The sequence below is a fragment of the Staphylococcus caprae genome, assembly GCF_002902725.1.
Taxonomy (GTDB): Bacteria; Bacillota; Bacilli; order Staphylococcales; family Staphylococcaceae; genus Staphylococcus; species Staphylococcus caprae.
In genome coordinates this window covers 1-14,960 of the sequence record NZ_PPRT01000057.1, presented here as the reverse complement: position 1 = coordinate 14,960, position 14,960 = coordinate 1, and the positions used below count along the sequence as shown (strand labels likewise).

The window sequence follows — 14,960 nt, the reverse complement described above, 5'->3', positions numbered from 1 at the left end:
TGTCATAGTTGTTATTGTAACTTACTTTGACTTTATAACATGCGTTTTACAAATATTTTTTAAGAAATTGACACGTTTTCAATACTTATGCTAACATAAATTTGTAAAATTCGTTAAATAAAAATTTAACAAACTTAACGGAGGTTGTTTTGATGGAACTTGTAGATAAATTATCCAATCGCCAATATATTGATGGTGAGTGGGTTGAAAGTTCAAATAAAAATACTAGAGATATCATAAATCCTTACAATCAAGAAGTCATCTTTACTGTAGCTGAAGGTACAAAAGAAGATGTTGAAAGAGCTATTCTAGCAGCAAGAAGATCATTTGAAGAGGGCGAATGGTCACTTGAAACAGCTGAAGTTAGAGGTAAAAAAGTAAGAGCTGTTGCAGATAAAATTAAAGAAAATCGTGAAGAGCTCGCGAAACTTGAAACGTTAGATACAGGTAAAACATTAGAAGAATCATATGCTGATATGGATGATATTCATAATGTGTTCATGTATTTCGCAGGATTAGCGGATAAAGATGGTGGCGAGATCATCAACACGCCAATTCCGAATTCTGAAAGCAAGGTTGTTAAAGAACCAATCGGCGTTGTAACACAAATTACACCATGGAATTATCCTTTATTACAAGCATCTTGGAAGATTGCACCTGCGCTTGCGACAGGTTGCTCTCTAGTGATGAAACCTAGTGAAATTACGCCTTTAACTACGATTCGCGTATTTGAACTAATGGAAGAAGTTGGTTTCCCTAAAGGTACAATTAACTTAGTATTAGGTGCTGGCTCTGAAGTTGGTGACGTGATGTCAGGTCATAAAGAAGTTGACTTAGTATCATTCACAGGTGGTATCGAAACTGGTAAACATATTATGAAACAAGCGGCAGATAACGTAACAGAAGTGGCATTAGAACTAGGCGGTAAGAATCCAAATATCATCTTTGACGATACAGACTTCGAGTTAGCAGTAGACCAAGCTTTAAATGGTGGCTACTTCCACGCAGGTCAAGTGTGCTCTGCAGGTTCAAGAATTCTAGTACACAACAGTATTAAAGATCAATTTGAAAAGGCACTTATCGATCGTGTAAGTAAGATAAAAGTAGGTAACGGCTTTGATGAAGATACTGAAATGGGACCAGTGATTTCAACTGCACATCGTGAGAAAATTGAAAATTACATGGAAATTGCAAAACAAGAAGGTGCCACAATTGCTATCGGTGGTAAGCGTCCAGAGCGTGAAGACTTACAAGATGGTTTATTCTTCGAACCTACTGTAATCACTGATTGTGATACTTCAATGCGTATTGTACAAGAAGAAGTCTTCGGTCCAGTCGTTACTGTGGAAGGCTTTGAAGACGAAGAAGAAGCAATCCGTTTAGCTAATGATTCTATTTATGGTTTAGCGGGTGCTGTATTTTCTAAAGATATGGGTAAGGCACAACGCGTTGCGAATAAATTAAAACTTGGCACAGTTTGGATTAATGATTTCCATCCTTATTTCGCTCAAGCACCATGGGGTGGTTATAAACAATCAGGTATCGGTAGAGAACTTGGTAAAGAAGGTCTTGAAGAGTACTTAATTACAAAGCATATCTTAACGAATACTAATCCAGAACCAGTTAATTGGTTTAGTAAATAAGTCATAAGTTCATAATTTATGATTAAAAATGAAAAACAATTGCGAGTGAGCGCTAAATTCGAACAAGAGCGCTCACTTCAATATGTGAAACCTTTTAAGAAAGAGATGTTGAAAAACAAAGAAAACAAATCAATTTTGGAGGTCGAATTCGATGAGAAGAAAACATGATTCATATGATTACATCGTTATCGGTGGCGGTAGTGCAGGTTCAGTACTAGGTGCCCGTCTTTCTGAAGATAAAGATAAAAATGTTTTAGTATTAGAAGCAGGACGCAGTGACTATTTCTGGGATTTATTTATTCAAATGCCAGCAGCGCTTATGTTCCCTTCAGGTAACCCATTCTATGATTGGAGATATCAAACTGAAGAAGAACCACATATGGGACGTAAAGTCGATCATGCCAGAGGGAAAGTACTTGGCGGTTCAAGTTCAATCAACGGAATGATTTATCAAAGAGGTAACCCAATGGATTACGAAGGTTGGGCAGAACCTAAAGGCATGGAAACATGGGACTTTGCGCACTGCTTACCTTATTTTAAAAAGTTAGAAACTACATACGGTGCGTCACCATATGATAAAGTTCGCGGACATAATGGACCAGTTAAATTAAAACGTGGACCAGCAACAAATCCTTTATTTAAATCATTCTTTAATGCAGGTGTTGAAGCAGGTTATCATAAAACGCCAGATGTGAATGGCTTTAGACAAGAAGGATTCGGACCATTTGATAGTCAAGTCCACCATGGACGCCGTATGTCAGCATCTAGAGCTTATTTACGTCCAGCTATGAGACGTAGAAATTTAGATGTTGAGACACGTGCTTTCGTTACTAAGTTAAACTTTGACGAGAATAATAGTAAAAAAGTAACGGGTGTAACATTTAAGAAAAATGGTAAAGAACAAACAGTCAAAGCAAACGAAGTCATTTTATCTGGAGGCGCATTTAATACACCTCAATTACTACAATTATCTGGTATCGGTGACTCAGAATTCCTAAAATCTAAAGGAATTGAACCACGTATACATTTACCAGGTGTAGGTGAAAACTTTGAAGACCACTTGGAAGTTTACATTCAACATAAATGTAAAGAACCTGTATCATTACAACCAAGCCTTGATGTTAAACGTATGCCTTTCATCGGATTACAATGGATTTTCGCACGTAAAGGTGCGGCAGCGTCTAACCACTTTGAAGGTGGTGCATTCGTAAGGTCAAATGATGAGGTAGATTATCCTAACTTAATGTTCCACTTCTTACCAATTGCGGTACGTTATGATGGTCAGAAAGCCCCTGTCGCACATGGTTACCAAGTACACGTGGGTCCAATGTATTCAAATTCAAGAGGTAGCTTGAAGATTAAATCTAAAGATCCATTTGAAAAGCCAAGCATCGTGTTTAACTACTTATCAACGAAAGAAGACGAGCGCGAATGGGTAGAAGCAATCCGAGTTGCTAGAAATATTCTTAAACAAAAAGCAATGGATCCATACAATGGAGGAGAAATTTCACCAGGACCTGAAGTACAAACTGATGAAGAAATTTTAGATTGGGTTCGTAAAGATGGTGAAACGGCATTACACCCATCTTGTAGTGCGAAAATGGGACCTTCTTCTGACCCAATGGCAGTTGTAGACCCATTAACAATGAAAGTGCATGGCATGGAAAACTTACGTGTCGTAGATGCTTCAGCAATGCCACGTACAACAAATGGTAATATTCACGCACCAGTATTAATGTTAGCTGAAAAAGCAGCCGACATTATTCGAGGCAGACAACCACTTGAACCACAATATGTAGATTATTATAAACATGGTGTTCATGACGAAAAAGCTGGCGCTATGGAAGACGATCCATTTTATCAACATTAATTCATAAATAAGACTGCGCGCACACTTCAATTATCATTAATTGAGGTGTGCTTTTTTATGTGGAAAAGATACCAACGATATTTTGTGTTTAACATTTTTTAAATATATAGTAAAAAGACACTGCACAACATTCTTTCGCAATTAAGTTTTATAATTGTATTGAGGAGAGGATTTCAATGAATCAAGAATTAATTAAACGTTTACGTGAAAAAGAAAGTAAAATGATAGAGATGAGACGTTATCTTCACGAACATCCAGAACTTTCATTTCATGAAACAGAGACACCTCAATACATTGCAAACTTCTACAAAGATAAAGATTGTGATGTTGAAACAAATGTAGGGCCTAATGGTGTCAAAGTGACGGTTGATAGCGGTAAGCCTGAGAAGACACTTGCGATACGTGCAGACTTTGATGCACTACCAATTGAAGAACAAACCGGACTTTCATTTGCCTCTAAAAATAAAGGTGTGATGCATGCTTGTGGGCATGATGCACATACAGCGTATATGCTCATTCTTGGAGAAACACTAATAGAAATGAAGGATCAATTCAAAGGTAAAATTGTGATTATTCATCAGCCAGCTGAAGAAATGCCACCAGGTGGTGCCCAAAGCATGATTAAAGATGGCGTGCTTGATGGTGTGGATCATGTGTTAGGTGCACACGTAATGAGTACGATGGAAGCAGGAAAAGTCTTTTATCGAGAAGGATTTGTTCAAACCGGACGTGCTTATTTTAAATTAGTGGTACAAGGTAAGGGTGGACACGGGTCCTCACCTCATATGGCAAATGATGCAATTGTTGCTGGAGCGAACTTTGTAACAACTGCTCAAACCGTAGTTTCTAGACGACTGAGTCCATTTGAAACAGGCGTTGTGACAATCGGTTCCTTTGATGGTAAAGGCCAATTCAATGTCATTAAAGACCAAATTGAAATAGAAGGAGACGTACGTGCACTCACGGATGCTACGAGGGACACCATTCAAGACGAATTAACACGACTTGTTAATGGTTTGGAAGAAACCTTTGGCGTTACGTGTGAGTTTGAATTTAAAAAGGATTATCCAGCCTTATATAATGATCCAGATTTTACATCATATGTTGCAGAAACGATTAAAAATGCGAAAATAGAAGATATTAAAGGTGTAGAAATCTGTGAACCGCAACCACCATCAGAAGATTTTGCGTTTTATGCTGCTGAACTGCCTAGTACATTTATTTATTCGGGAGCAGCGCCAGAAGATGGAGAGATCTACCCTCATCATCATCCAAAATTTAATATTAGTGAATCATCAATGCTTGTAGCTGCAGAAGCTGTGGGTACTGTTGTTTTAGATTATTTAAGTTAAAAGGAGAATGAAACATCAATGAATCAGCAACAAGAATATAATGGGACACGACAACTTTTAGCGGGTATCGTTCTTGCAGTCATCACATTTTGGCTGTTTGCTAACTCGCTAATTAATGTCATTCCAACTTTACAAACTTCATTCGGAAGTTATTTAAGTACAATCAGTATCGCGGTTAGTCTAACCGCCTTATTTAGTGGCATGTTTGTAGTAGGGGCAGGTAGTTTAGCCGATAATTTTGGTCGCGTACGCCTTACTATGATAGGGCTTTGGCTCAATATTATCGGCTCTTTATTAATTATCATTACTGACTTTACGCCATTATTATTAGTAGGTCGGGGCATCCAAGGATTATCTGCTGCAGCAATCATGCCAGCGACATTATCATTAATTAAAGCGTATTATCACGGAAACCATCGTAGAAGAGCATTAAGTTATTGGTCCATTGGATCTTGGGGAGGCTCTGGTTTTGCCTCACTATTTGGAGGTATCATTGCTACATTCTTAGATTGGAAATGGATATTTATTTTTTCGATAGTGGTCTCCGTTATTTCCTTAATATTAATTAAAGAGACACCAGAATCTAAGAATCACAATACTTAGACAAGAAAATTTGATATTGTTGGGCTCATTTTACTTGTCATTATGATGCTCAGTCTCAATGTTATCATTACTCAATCTGCGCAATTAGGTCTCTTTTCAGTAGCGATTGTGTCGTTAGCCATTGCATTTGTACAACAAGGTATAGGCTTAAGTTCCTTTGAAACAGGGTTATTATCAGTGACTTATTTGATAGCGGTCCTCGCAATGATAAGAGTTGGGGAGAAAATCTTACAAGAATTTGGACCAAGGAAACCTATGCTTATTGGTACAATGTCGACTACGATTGGAATCTTTTTAATGTCGATCACATTCTTTCCTGTTCCACTGTATATCGTTTCATGTATATTCGGTTATTTGCTGTTTGGATTAGGTTTAGGATTATTTGCGACGCCATCTACTGATACAGCTATTTCAAATTCACCCGAAGAAAAGGTAGGCGTAGCCTCAGGGATCTATAAAATGGCTTCCTCTATAGGTGGTGCCTTTGGTGTAGCAATATCTGGTGCAATTTATAGCATATTTTCCACATTATTCGACCCTAAACTTGGTGCGATGATCGGACTATGGTTTAATACAATGATGGCGTTTACTGCATATTTTATTGTTTGGTTAACACTTCCTCACCAAAAGACAAAATCATTATAGAAAGTATCATTGTTTCTTTTAAAAATGGCAACCTTTTTATGATATTTTCTTTTTTATAATTGCAAATAAAATTTAAGTGATATAGTTTGGTATGATGTTTTATTTGTAATTTCGTGATAGTATTAATTTATATTACGAAAAAGAGGTGATCGTGTGAGTTTCTATGAATTTATACAAAGCTTTGTTGGTGATCAAACGCCTTTAGGTGAATTAGCTGAGTGGGTTAATCAAGACGCACATTTTCCTGTAGAAGAGACAGTAGCTGACAATATTGATCACTATTTTAATCAAATTAAAAATTTTGATCACGAACTCATAGAAGTTGTTAAACGGTCACTATCACTATACGAACAAAGCAAAATTTAATACTTACAAATTGAATTGAAATGAAGGAATCATACATGTTAATCAACGACACTTATAAAACATATATTATAGAAGAAACTGATGATTGTTTTATGATTGAGAAGAATAATGATAAACAATATTATGAAGTCTTAGAAACTATTAATCAGCTATCTAATGATACATTTTGTGTGCTTAATCATCTTTTTGTGAATGAGGGACATGAAGAGATGTTTGAGGATAAGTTCTTACAAAGAGATAAACATTTGCAAGATGTGCCAGGCTTTAAAGCATTAAGATTTCTTAGACCTAAAACTAATGGTAGACATTATATCATCGTCACATTATGGGAAAGTCGTCAGGCATTTTATGATTGGCAAAATTCTAGAGAATACGCAGAGACACATAAAAAACGTGGTACAACAAAAGGTGTCGACCATCAGATTGTTAACCGAGAATTGTCATATAATGTAAGAGTAGAGTTAGAAAAACTAAATGAACACATAGACTTTGAAAACGTCTTTTAAATAAAGTCTTATCCTTTAGCGATTTAGAGGGTAGGACTTCTTATTTTTTATGAGTAACCAAGGTTTAACATAACGAAAATTCAGAAAATTATTATAATGCAAGGGGAATCCGTTTGATAGGATATCAAGTTCTGATAGTATGAGTATGAATGTGAATTGAAAGGAAGTAAAATTATGAATAAATCAGATTTACTCGCACCAGAGAAATACAATATTATTTCTGAAATAGAAAAATACGCTTCAAACACTTCTAAGAAAGCGGTTATTTATAAAGATAATGAACATGACAATATCTCAGTCAGTTATGAAGAACTTATGCATAATGCGAATAAAGTGGGTAATGTCTTTTTAAATCATGGACTTAAAAAAGGCGATAAAGTACTTATCATCATGCCACGTGCCATTGCAACCTACGAATTATACATTGCAGCGTTAAAATTAGGCATTGCCATTATACCGAGTTCTGAAATGTTACGTACGAAAGATCTTCAATACAGAATTACACATGGTGAGATTGATGCAGTTATTGCGATGCACTCACTCACTAAAGAATTCGAAGGTGTGAAAGAATACGAACAATTAACTAAATTTATTGTCGCAGGTCATCAGCAAGGCTGGATTTCTATTGATGATGAAAAGGCTGAGGCAAGTGATATGTTAGAGACTGCTGACACTTCACGTGATGATTTAGCGATTCTATCATATACTTCAGGAACTACAGGGAACCCTAAAGCTGTTACACATTCTCATGGATGGGGTTATGCACATTTACAAATGGCACCTAAACATTGGTTATGCATTGAAGAAGATGACCTTGTTTGGGCAACAGCTGCTCCGGGTTGGCAAAAATGGGTGTGGAGTCCATTCTTATCTATACTAGGTACAGGGGCAACAGCTTTTGTCTATAATGGGCGTTTCCAGCCAGAAACATATCTTGAATTACTACAAGACTATCAAATCAATGTGCTTTGTTGTACGCCAACTGAGTATCGTATGATGGCCAAATTGAATAACTTGCAAGATTATAATTTGGAACACTTACACAGTGCAGTATCAGCAGGAGAGCCTCTTAATCGTGAAGTAGTAGAACAATTTAAAAGAAACTTTAATTTAACAGTAAGAGATGGATATGGTCAGACTGAAAGTACGTTACTTATTGGTTTCTTAAAAGATACTGAACCTCGTCCTGGTTCAATGGGGAAAGGCATTCCAGGTAGTTTTGTCACTATTATTGATGATGATGGTAATGAAGTGCCTTCTCATACAAAGGGAAATATAGCGGTACCTTTAGACTTACCTGCACTATTTAAAGGTTATTATAAAGATGAAGAACGTACGAAAGCAGCTTCAGCCGGTGAGTATTATGTCACTGGAGACTTAGCGCATAAAGATGAAGATGGCTATTTCTGGTTCGAAGGTCGACGTGATGACATTATTATTAGTTCTGGTTATACAATCGGACCTTTTGAAGTTGAAGATGCGTTAACGAATCATCCTGCAGTAAAAGAATGTGCGGTTGTCGCAAGTCCCCATGAAATTCGAGGTAACATCGTTAAAGCATTTGTTATTTTACAAAATGACTATAACGGTAGTGAAGAACTTATTAAAGAACTTCAAACATTCTGTAAAAATGAAGTTGCGCCATACAAATACCCAAGAGCGATTGAATTTGTTGACGACTTACCTAAGACAAATTCAGGAAAAATCAGACGTGTTGAATTACGCGACGTAGAAATTGCAAAGTATCATAACAAAAATTAAAACAATATAAGTTAGGATGTCATATCAATCCTAAAATAGAGCTCTAAGATGATTTCTATTTATGAAGTACACCTCAAAAGTCGGACTAAAAATCTAACTTTATATGGTGAGGCAGGGCCAAAAACTTAATCCTCAATGGATAAACGTAGTATTGATGGCGACACGCCTGCAGGAATAGCATGCGTCTTGAGACTACTTGTAAGTCAGTTGGTTTTTAAAAGACAGGCTTCGCAGTAGCTGATTGATATTGAGCTCATAAAATGGCTCAACATCTAATCATCTTTGCGGGGGTGATAATACGAATTCTTAAATTCTAGAATTCTGTATCACTCCCAAGCCATGCCCGCGGCAAGGGAGCTAAGCAATACGAAGTATTGAATATAAAAGTAGCAGTAAGAAGGTTTCTAATTGAACCTTCTTACTGCTATTATTTTTGGATTTTATTTTCTTGGTTATATATATAGGAATCCGCACAGGAATAGAATTATCTTAGAGCATTTTTTATCAATATGCACCTTATATCTATTGAGAATTCAAACGTTACGTCGATTTTTTTAACCCGGGATTTTGTTGGCTCAATATGTGTTATTCACTAAATCGTAATAAATATGAAATCCTTTTCATGTAAATAGTTGTAATTCTTTTTCTAATATGACATACTCTAAAATGATTAGTATGACATATTAAATGAAGAGGTGGTCTAAAATGACACAATATATTTATGCATTTGATGAGGGACGCATTTCTATGAAAGATTTATTAGGAGGTAAAGGAGCCAATTTATCAGAAATGAAACGTCTTGGCTTACCAGTTCCTGATGGCTTTACGATTACAACCGAGGCTTGTATTGATTATTTAAAGCAAAATGAACAATTACCTTCTGAAGTTAAAACACAATTGATTCATCACTTAACATCATTTTCAGAAAGAACAGGGAAATCCTTCTCATCAGATGATGATTTATTATTAGTTTCAGTACGTAGTGGTGCGAAGATTTCTATGCCAGGTATGATGGATACCATTCTTAATTTAGGTTTAAACGATGACAATGTTAAGAAACTCGCCGAGAAAACAAATGATGCACGTTTTGCTTATGATTGTTATCGTCGTTTATTACAAATGTTCGGGGAAGTTGTATATGGTATTCCAATGCTTGCATTTGATACATATTTTGACGATTTTAAAAATCAACACAATTACGAGAACGATGCGGATATATCTGCTGAAGGTTTACAAACAATTTGTGAAAGATTTAAAGAAATTTATAGAGAAGAAGTGTATAAACCTTTTCCACAAGAACCGTTAAAACAATTAGAAGAAGCGATCGAAGCGGTATTCAAGTCATGGGATAATGATCGTGCACGTGTATATCGAGATTTAAATGATATACCGCATGATATTGGTACTGCAGTTAACGTTCAAGAAATGGTATTTGGAAATAGTGGAGAGCAAAGTGGCACGGGGGTAGCATTTACGAGAGACCCTGTCACTGGGGAGAACAAATTATTTGGTGAATATTTATTAAATGCGCAAGGTGAAGATGTTGTAGCGGGAATCCGTACGCCTCAAGACATCGATACATTGAAATCACAAATGCCAGATGTTCATCAAGAATTTGTAGAAGTGACAAAACAATTGGAAACACATTATAAAGATATGCAAGATATTGAATTTACGATTGAAAACGGTAAATTATATTTACTTCAAACACGTAATGGTAAACGTACGGCAAGAGCTGCAATTCAAATTGCTGTTGATTTAGTTAACGAAGGTTTAATTTCACGTGAAGAGGCTGTAACGAAAGTTGATGTAAAATCTATCGATCAGTTATTGCATCCTAATTTTAAGGAAGAGGCCTTAGAACAAGCGACTGTTATATCGAAGTTAGGATTACCAGCAAGTCCGGGAGCGGCAACAGGAAGTATCGTATTCTCTGCAGAGGAAGCGAAAGAACAAGCGGATGAAGGAAAGAAAGTTGTATTAATGCGTCCAGAAACATCTCCAGAAGATATTGAAGGTATGGTTGTAAGTGAAGCAATTGTTACTACACATGGCGGAATGACATCCCATGCAGCAGTTGTTGCGAGAGGAATGGGGAAATGTTGTGTCACTGGATGCTCAGATGTTGAAATTGATACAGTGGATAAAACTGTCTATTATCCTGATGGTGAATTGCATGAAGGAGACATTGTGTCCGTTGATGGTTCTACAGGTGATATCTATTTAGGCGAGATTGAAACTGTAAATGCTGAGCATAGTGATGCGTTTGAACAATTTATGGAGTGGTCAGAAGATACTGCACGTTTACAAGTTAGAATGAATGCAGAAACGCCTCAAGATATCCAAGCAGGATATAACTTTGGTGCGAAAGGAATCGGACTCGTAAGAACTGAGCATATGTTCTTTGGACCAGAACGTCTGGTGGAAATGCGTCGATTTATATTAGCATCAAATCACGATGAACGTGTCGAAGCACTTGAGAAGATTAAAACGTATCAAGTGAAGGACTTTGAAGAAATATTTAGATTATCTCAAGACCGACCAACAATTGTACGTTTACTTGATCCACCGTTGCATGAATTTTTACCAAGTTCGGATGAAGATATTCAAAACGTAGCACAACAGCTAGATATATCTACAGATATATTACGCAAACGTATGGCTGAATTAAATGAAGTTAACCCAATGTTAGGATACCGTGGATGTCGTTTAGCAGTTACTTACCCTGAATTATATGAGATGCAAGTGGAAGCAATTATTGAAAGTGTATTGAAGCTTCAACAAGAGGATATCGAATGCCAGCCTGAAATTATGATTCCTCTTGTATCAACGGTTGAAGAGTTTACAACATTGAAAGAACGTTTAGCTGCAACGATTACTCAATTGGAAAATGACGCAAATACGAAGGTCAATTACCTTATTGGTACAATGATAGAAACACCAAGAGCTTGTCTTATTGCGCAACATCTTGCCAAACATTGTGATTTCTTTAGCTTTGGAACGAATGACTTAACACAGTTAACTTATGGTTTCTCTAGGGATGATGCAGGGAAGTTTATAAATGTGTATACTGAAAGTAATATTTTACAGCTTGACCCATTCCAAACATTAGATACAGACGGTGTAGGGCAATTGATTCAATTAGCAGTTGAACGAGCTAAACAGGTTAAACCAGAGATTAAGATTGGTGTATGTGGTGAACTTGGTGGTGACGCGAAATCAATTTACCAATTCAACAAATGGAATATCGACTACGTTTCATGTTCACCATTCAGAGTACCTGGTGCCATATTAGCTACAGCTCAAAGTCAGGCGGAGGAAAGCGAGCGATAAAGTGAAAGAGAATAATGATCAAGTTTTAAAGTTATTTATAGTTTCTGATTCAATTGGAGAAACAGCGCAACGTATGATTCATGCAACATTAACCCAATTTCCAGATTTAACACAGGTAGAAATTAAGAAATTCCCCTATATCAAGGATGAACAGGAATTTCTCAATGTTCTTCAACTTGCTCAAGAACAACATGCAATTGTTGCAACAACATTAGTGAGTGAATCTTTTAATGCTTTAGGTCATCAATTTGCCAAAGAACACGATATTCCATATGTAGATTATATGTCAGAGTTAATTCGTATTATTGAAAATCATACACACGCCGAGCCGTTAATGGAGAGCGGAGCATTACGTAAACTCAATGATGAATATTTCAAACGAATTGAAGCGATTGAGTATTCAGTTAAATATGATGATGGCAAGCATTTTACAGATATCGGAGAAGCGGATGCACTCATCGTTGGCGTTTCAAGAACATCAAAGACACCTTTAAGTATGTACTTAGCGAATAAAGGATATAAGATTGCGAATATCCCACTCGTTCCTGAAGTCTCAATTCCTGATAATGTGTATCAACAGAAGGGTTTGAAAGTGTTTGGGTTAACTGCAAGTCCAAATTATATTGCAAACATTCGTCGTAATCGGGCTGAAACGCTAGGTTTATCGGCTGAGTCTACCTATAATAGCTTGGAACGTATTAAGAAAGAATTGTCTTATGCAGAAGAAGTTTTTAAGAAATTAAATGCGACTGTGATTAATACTGAATATAAATCAATTGAAGAATCAGCATTTTATATTGAAAAGTTCTTAATGCAGAAATAGAAAATATAAAGTTATCGCACATATTCGATGATGAGTTTCATTTGTCAGCGGATATGTGCTTTTAATTTGAATGAAAAGGAGGGAATATGAAAGGTATGAAGTCACTTATTTGAAAGTGAAAATTTATTTTGTAATTCATATTTCTATTATAAAAAAGTTATTATTACAAAAATGAATTGTCTTAGCTATAATAATTTACATTTCCTTAGCATTGTTTTAACATATAAGTGTAATAACTAGTAAAGGGTAGAGAAAACTCTTTCATTCATGGAGTTGTAAGCAGGGAATACTTGATTGAAAAGAACAACTCTAATGAACTGGTAAGCATTTTTATACAATTTTTTGGAGAGGTGAACAACATGGCAAAGTCTGAGAAAAAAGACGTTGTGTTAATTGGTGCCGGCGTACTTAGTACAACATTCGGTTCAATGTTAAAAAGCATCGAGCCTGAATGGGACATCCACTTATATGAACGTCTAGATCGTCCAGGTATTGAAAGTTCAAACGAACGTAATAATGCTGGTACTGGACACGCTGCGTTATGCGAATTGAACTATACAGTTCAACAACCAGATGGTTCAATTGATATCGAAAAAGCAAAAGAAATTAACGAACAATTTGAGATTTCTAAACAATTCTGGGGACACTTAGTTAAAAGTGGTCAAATTGAAAACCCTAGAGAATTCATTAATCCATTACCTCATATTAGTTTTGTACGCGGTAAAAATAATGTGAAGTTCTTAAAAGATCGTTATGAAGCCATGAAGAATTTCCCTATGTTCGACAACATCGAATATACTGAGGATATTGAAGAAATGAAAAAATGGATTCCACTAATGATGAAAGGTCGCGAAAATAACAGTGGTGTTATGGCGGCTAGTAAAATCGATGAAGGTACAGATGTGAACTACGGGGCATTAACTCGTAAAATGGCTAAGAACCTTCATGACTCACCAAATGTGGAAGTGCAATACAATCATGAAGTTGTAGATTTTGAACGCTTATCTAATGGTAAATGGTTAGTTAAAATTAAAAACCGTAACACTGGTGATGTATTCGAACATCAAACAGATTACGTGTTCATCGGTGCTGGCGGCGGTGCAATCCCACTATTACAAAAAACAGGTATCCCTGAAAGTAAACACTTAGGTGGTTTCCCAATTAGTGGACAGTTCATTGCTTGTACTAACCCTCAAGTTATTGAACAACATGACGCCAAAGTATATGGTAAAGAACCACCTGGTACACCACCAATGACTGTACCTCACTTAGATACACGTTACATTGATGGTGAAAGAACATTATTATTCGGACCATTTGCGAATATTGGACCAAAATTCCTTAAATTTGGTTCTAATTTAGATTTATTCAGATCTGTTAAACCATACAATATTACAACATTATTGGCTGTAGCTATTAAAAACGTGCCATTGATTAAATACTCAATTGACCAAGTCATTATGACTAAAGAAGGCTGTATGAACCATTTACGTACGTTCTACCCTGAAGCACGTGACGAAGATTGGCAATTATACACAGCTGGTAAACGTGTACAAGTGATTAAAGATACTGAAGAAAACGGTAAAGGTTTCATCCAATTTGGTACTGAAGTTGTAAATTCAGAAGACCACTCAGTGATTGCTTTATTAGGTGAATCACCAGGAGCATCTACTTCTGTTTCTGTAGCTTTAGAAGTTTTAGAACGTAATTTCCCTGAATATACTTCAGATTGGGAACCAAAAATTAAAGAAATGATTCCTTCTTATGGTGAATCATTAATTCACGATGAACAATTAATGAGAAAAATACGTAAACAAACTTCAAAAGATCTTGAATTAGGTTACTACGATAAAGCTAAATAATTAAAGTTAACTCGTGAGAAACGTGTGAGATGTTAAAACATCTTGCACGTTTTTTTGTTTGTCTTATGATTCTAAAAAATATTTAAAACATAAGTAACCAACTACTTTATTTAATTCAAAAATATTTATTAAAATATATAGAATACTATATAAAATGCTCAGTTATTACTGTAGAATAGAAATATAAACATTATTT

General features: G+C 35.9%; 10 protein-coding genes and 1 pseudogene. All 11 read left to right on the top strand.

The window, feature by feature from the left end:
- Positions 1-152 precede the first annotated feature (152 nt).
- On the top strand, positions 153-1,643 hold the full coding sequence (betB, locus tag CD155_RS10515; protein ID WP_103213290.1) for a betaine-aldehyde dehydrogenase: 1,491 nt from the start codon (positions 153-155) through the stop codon (positions 1,641-1,643).
- A gap of 18 nt (positions 1,644-1,661) precedes the next feature.
- A complete protein-coding gene (locus CD155_RS12980) occupies positions 1,662-1,811 on the top strand; it encodes a hypothetical protein (protein ID WP_172605801.1) in 150 nt (49 codons plus the stop codon).
- Positions 1,795-3,513: a choline dehydrogenase gene (gene betA / locus CD155_RS10510; RefSeq protein ID WP_103213289.1), complete on the top strand. Its 1,719-nt coding sequence runs from the start codon at positions 1,795-1,797 to the stop codon at positions 3,511-3,513. Before CD155_RS12980 ends, betA begins: the two co-directional genes overlap by 17 nt.
- 176 nt (positions 3,514-3,689) lie before the next feature.
- Entirely contained in the window at positions 3,690-4,865 is a 1,176-nt protein-coding gene (locus tag CD155_RS10505; protein ID WP_103213288.1) for an amidohydrolase, read from the top strand.
- Between the two features lie 18 nt (positions 4,866-4,883).
- Positions 4,884-6,113, top strand: a pseudogene (locus CD155_RS10500) (MFS transporter).
- Positions 6,114-6,266: 153 nt separating this feature from the next.
- Positions 6,267-6,479: a sterile alpha motif-like domain-containing protein gene (locus CD155_RS10495; RefSeq protein ID WP_103213287.1), complete on the top strand. Its 213-nt coding sequence runs from the start codon at positions 6,267-6,269 to the stop codon at positions 6,477-6,479.
- A 35-nt stretch (positions 6,480-6,514) separates the two neighbouring features.
- Positions 6,515-6,985 carry an antibiotic biosynthesis monooxygenase family protein gene (locus CD155_RS10490; protein ID WP_103213286.1) on the top strand — a complete coding sequence of 157 codons (471 nt, stop codon included), beginning with the start codon at positions 6,515-6,517 and terminating at the stop codon, positions 6,983-6,985.
- 174 nt (positions 6,986-7,159) lie between these two features.
- A complete protein-coding gene (gene mbcS / locus CD155_RS10485) occupies positions 7,160-8,746 on the top strand; it encodes an acyl-CoA synthetase MbcS (protein WP_103213285.1) in 1,587 nt (528 codons plus the stop codon).
- A 705-nt stretch (positions 8,747-9,451) separates the two neighbouring features.
- Complete coding sequence (gene ppdK / locus CD155_RS10480) at positions 9,452-12,079, top strand: pyruvate, phosphate dikinase (RefSeq protein ID WP_103213284.1); 2,628 nt, start codon at positions 9,452-9,454, stop codon at positions 12,077-12,079.
- A 1-nt stretch (position 12,080) separates the two neighbouring features.
- The gene (locus tag CD155_RS10475) at positions 12,081-12,902 is read left to right on the top strand and encodes a pyruvate, water dikinase regulatory protein (RefSeq protein ID WP_002444468.1); all 822 of its coding nucleotides are present in this window, start codon (positions 12,081-12,083) and stop codon (positions 12,900-12,902) included.
- A 359-nt stretch (positions 12,903-13,261) separates the two neighbouring features.
- Complete coding sequence (gene lqo / locus CD155_RS10470) at positions 13,262-14,764, top strand: L-lactate dehydrogenase (quinone) (RefSeq protein ID WP_103213283.1); 1,503 nt, start codon at positions 13,262-13,264, stop codon at positions 14,762-14,764.
- Positions 14,765-14,960: the final 196 nt, after the last annotated feature.

What these genes read in the sequence shown, in the direction of transcription:
- betB (WP_103213290.1), top strand. Translation starts at nt 153, where the DNA reads ATGGAACTTGTAGATAAATTATCCAATCGCCAATATATTGATGGTGAG.
- lqo (WP_103213283.1), top strand. Translation starts at nt 13,262, where the DNA reads ATGGCAAAGTCTGAGAAAAAAGACGTTGTGTTAATTGGTGCCGGCGTA.
- betA (WP_103213289.1), top strand. Translation starts at nt 1,795, where the DNA reads ATGAGAAGAAAACATGATTCATATGATTACATCGTTATCGGTGGCGGT.
- CD155_RS10490 (WP_103213286.1), top strand. Translation starts at nt 6,515, where the DNA reads ATGTTAATCAACGACACTTATAAAACATATATTATAGAAGAAACTGAT.
- mbcS (WP_103213285.1), top strand. Translation starts at nt 7,160, where the DNA reads ATGAATAAATCAGATTTACTCGCACCAGAGAAATACAATATTATTTCT.
- ppdK (WP_103213284.1), top strand. Translation starts at nt 9,452, where the DNA reads ATGACACAATATATTTATGCATTTGATGAGGGACGCATTTCTATGAAA.
- CD155_RS10505 (WP_103213288.1), top strand. Translation starts at nt 3,690, where the DNA reads ATGAATCAAGAATTAATTAAACGTTTACGTGAAAAAGAAAGTAAAATG.
- CD155_RS12980 (WP_172605801.1), top strand. Translation starts at nt 1,662, where the DNA reads ATGATTAAAAATGAAAAACAATTGCGAGTGAGCGCTAAATTCGAACAA.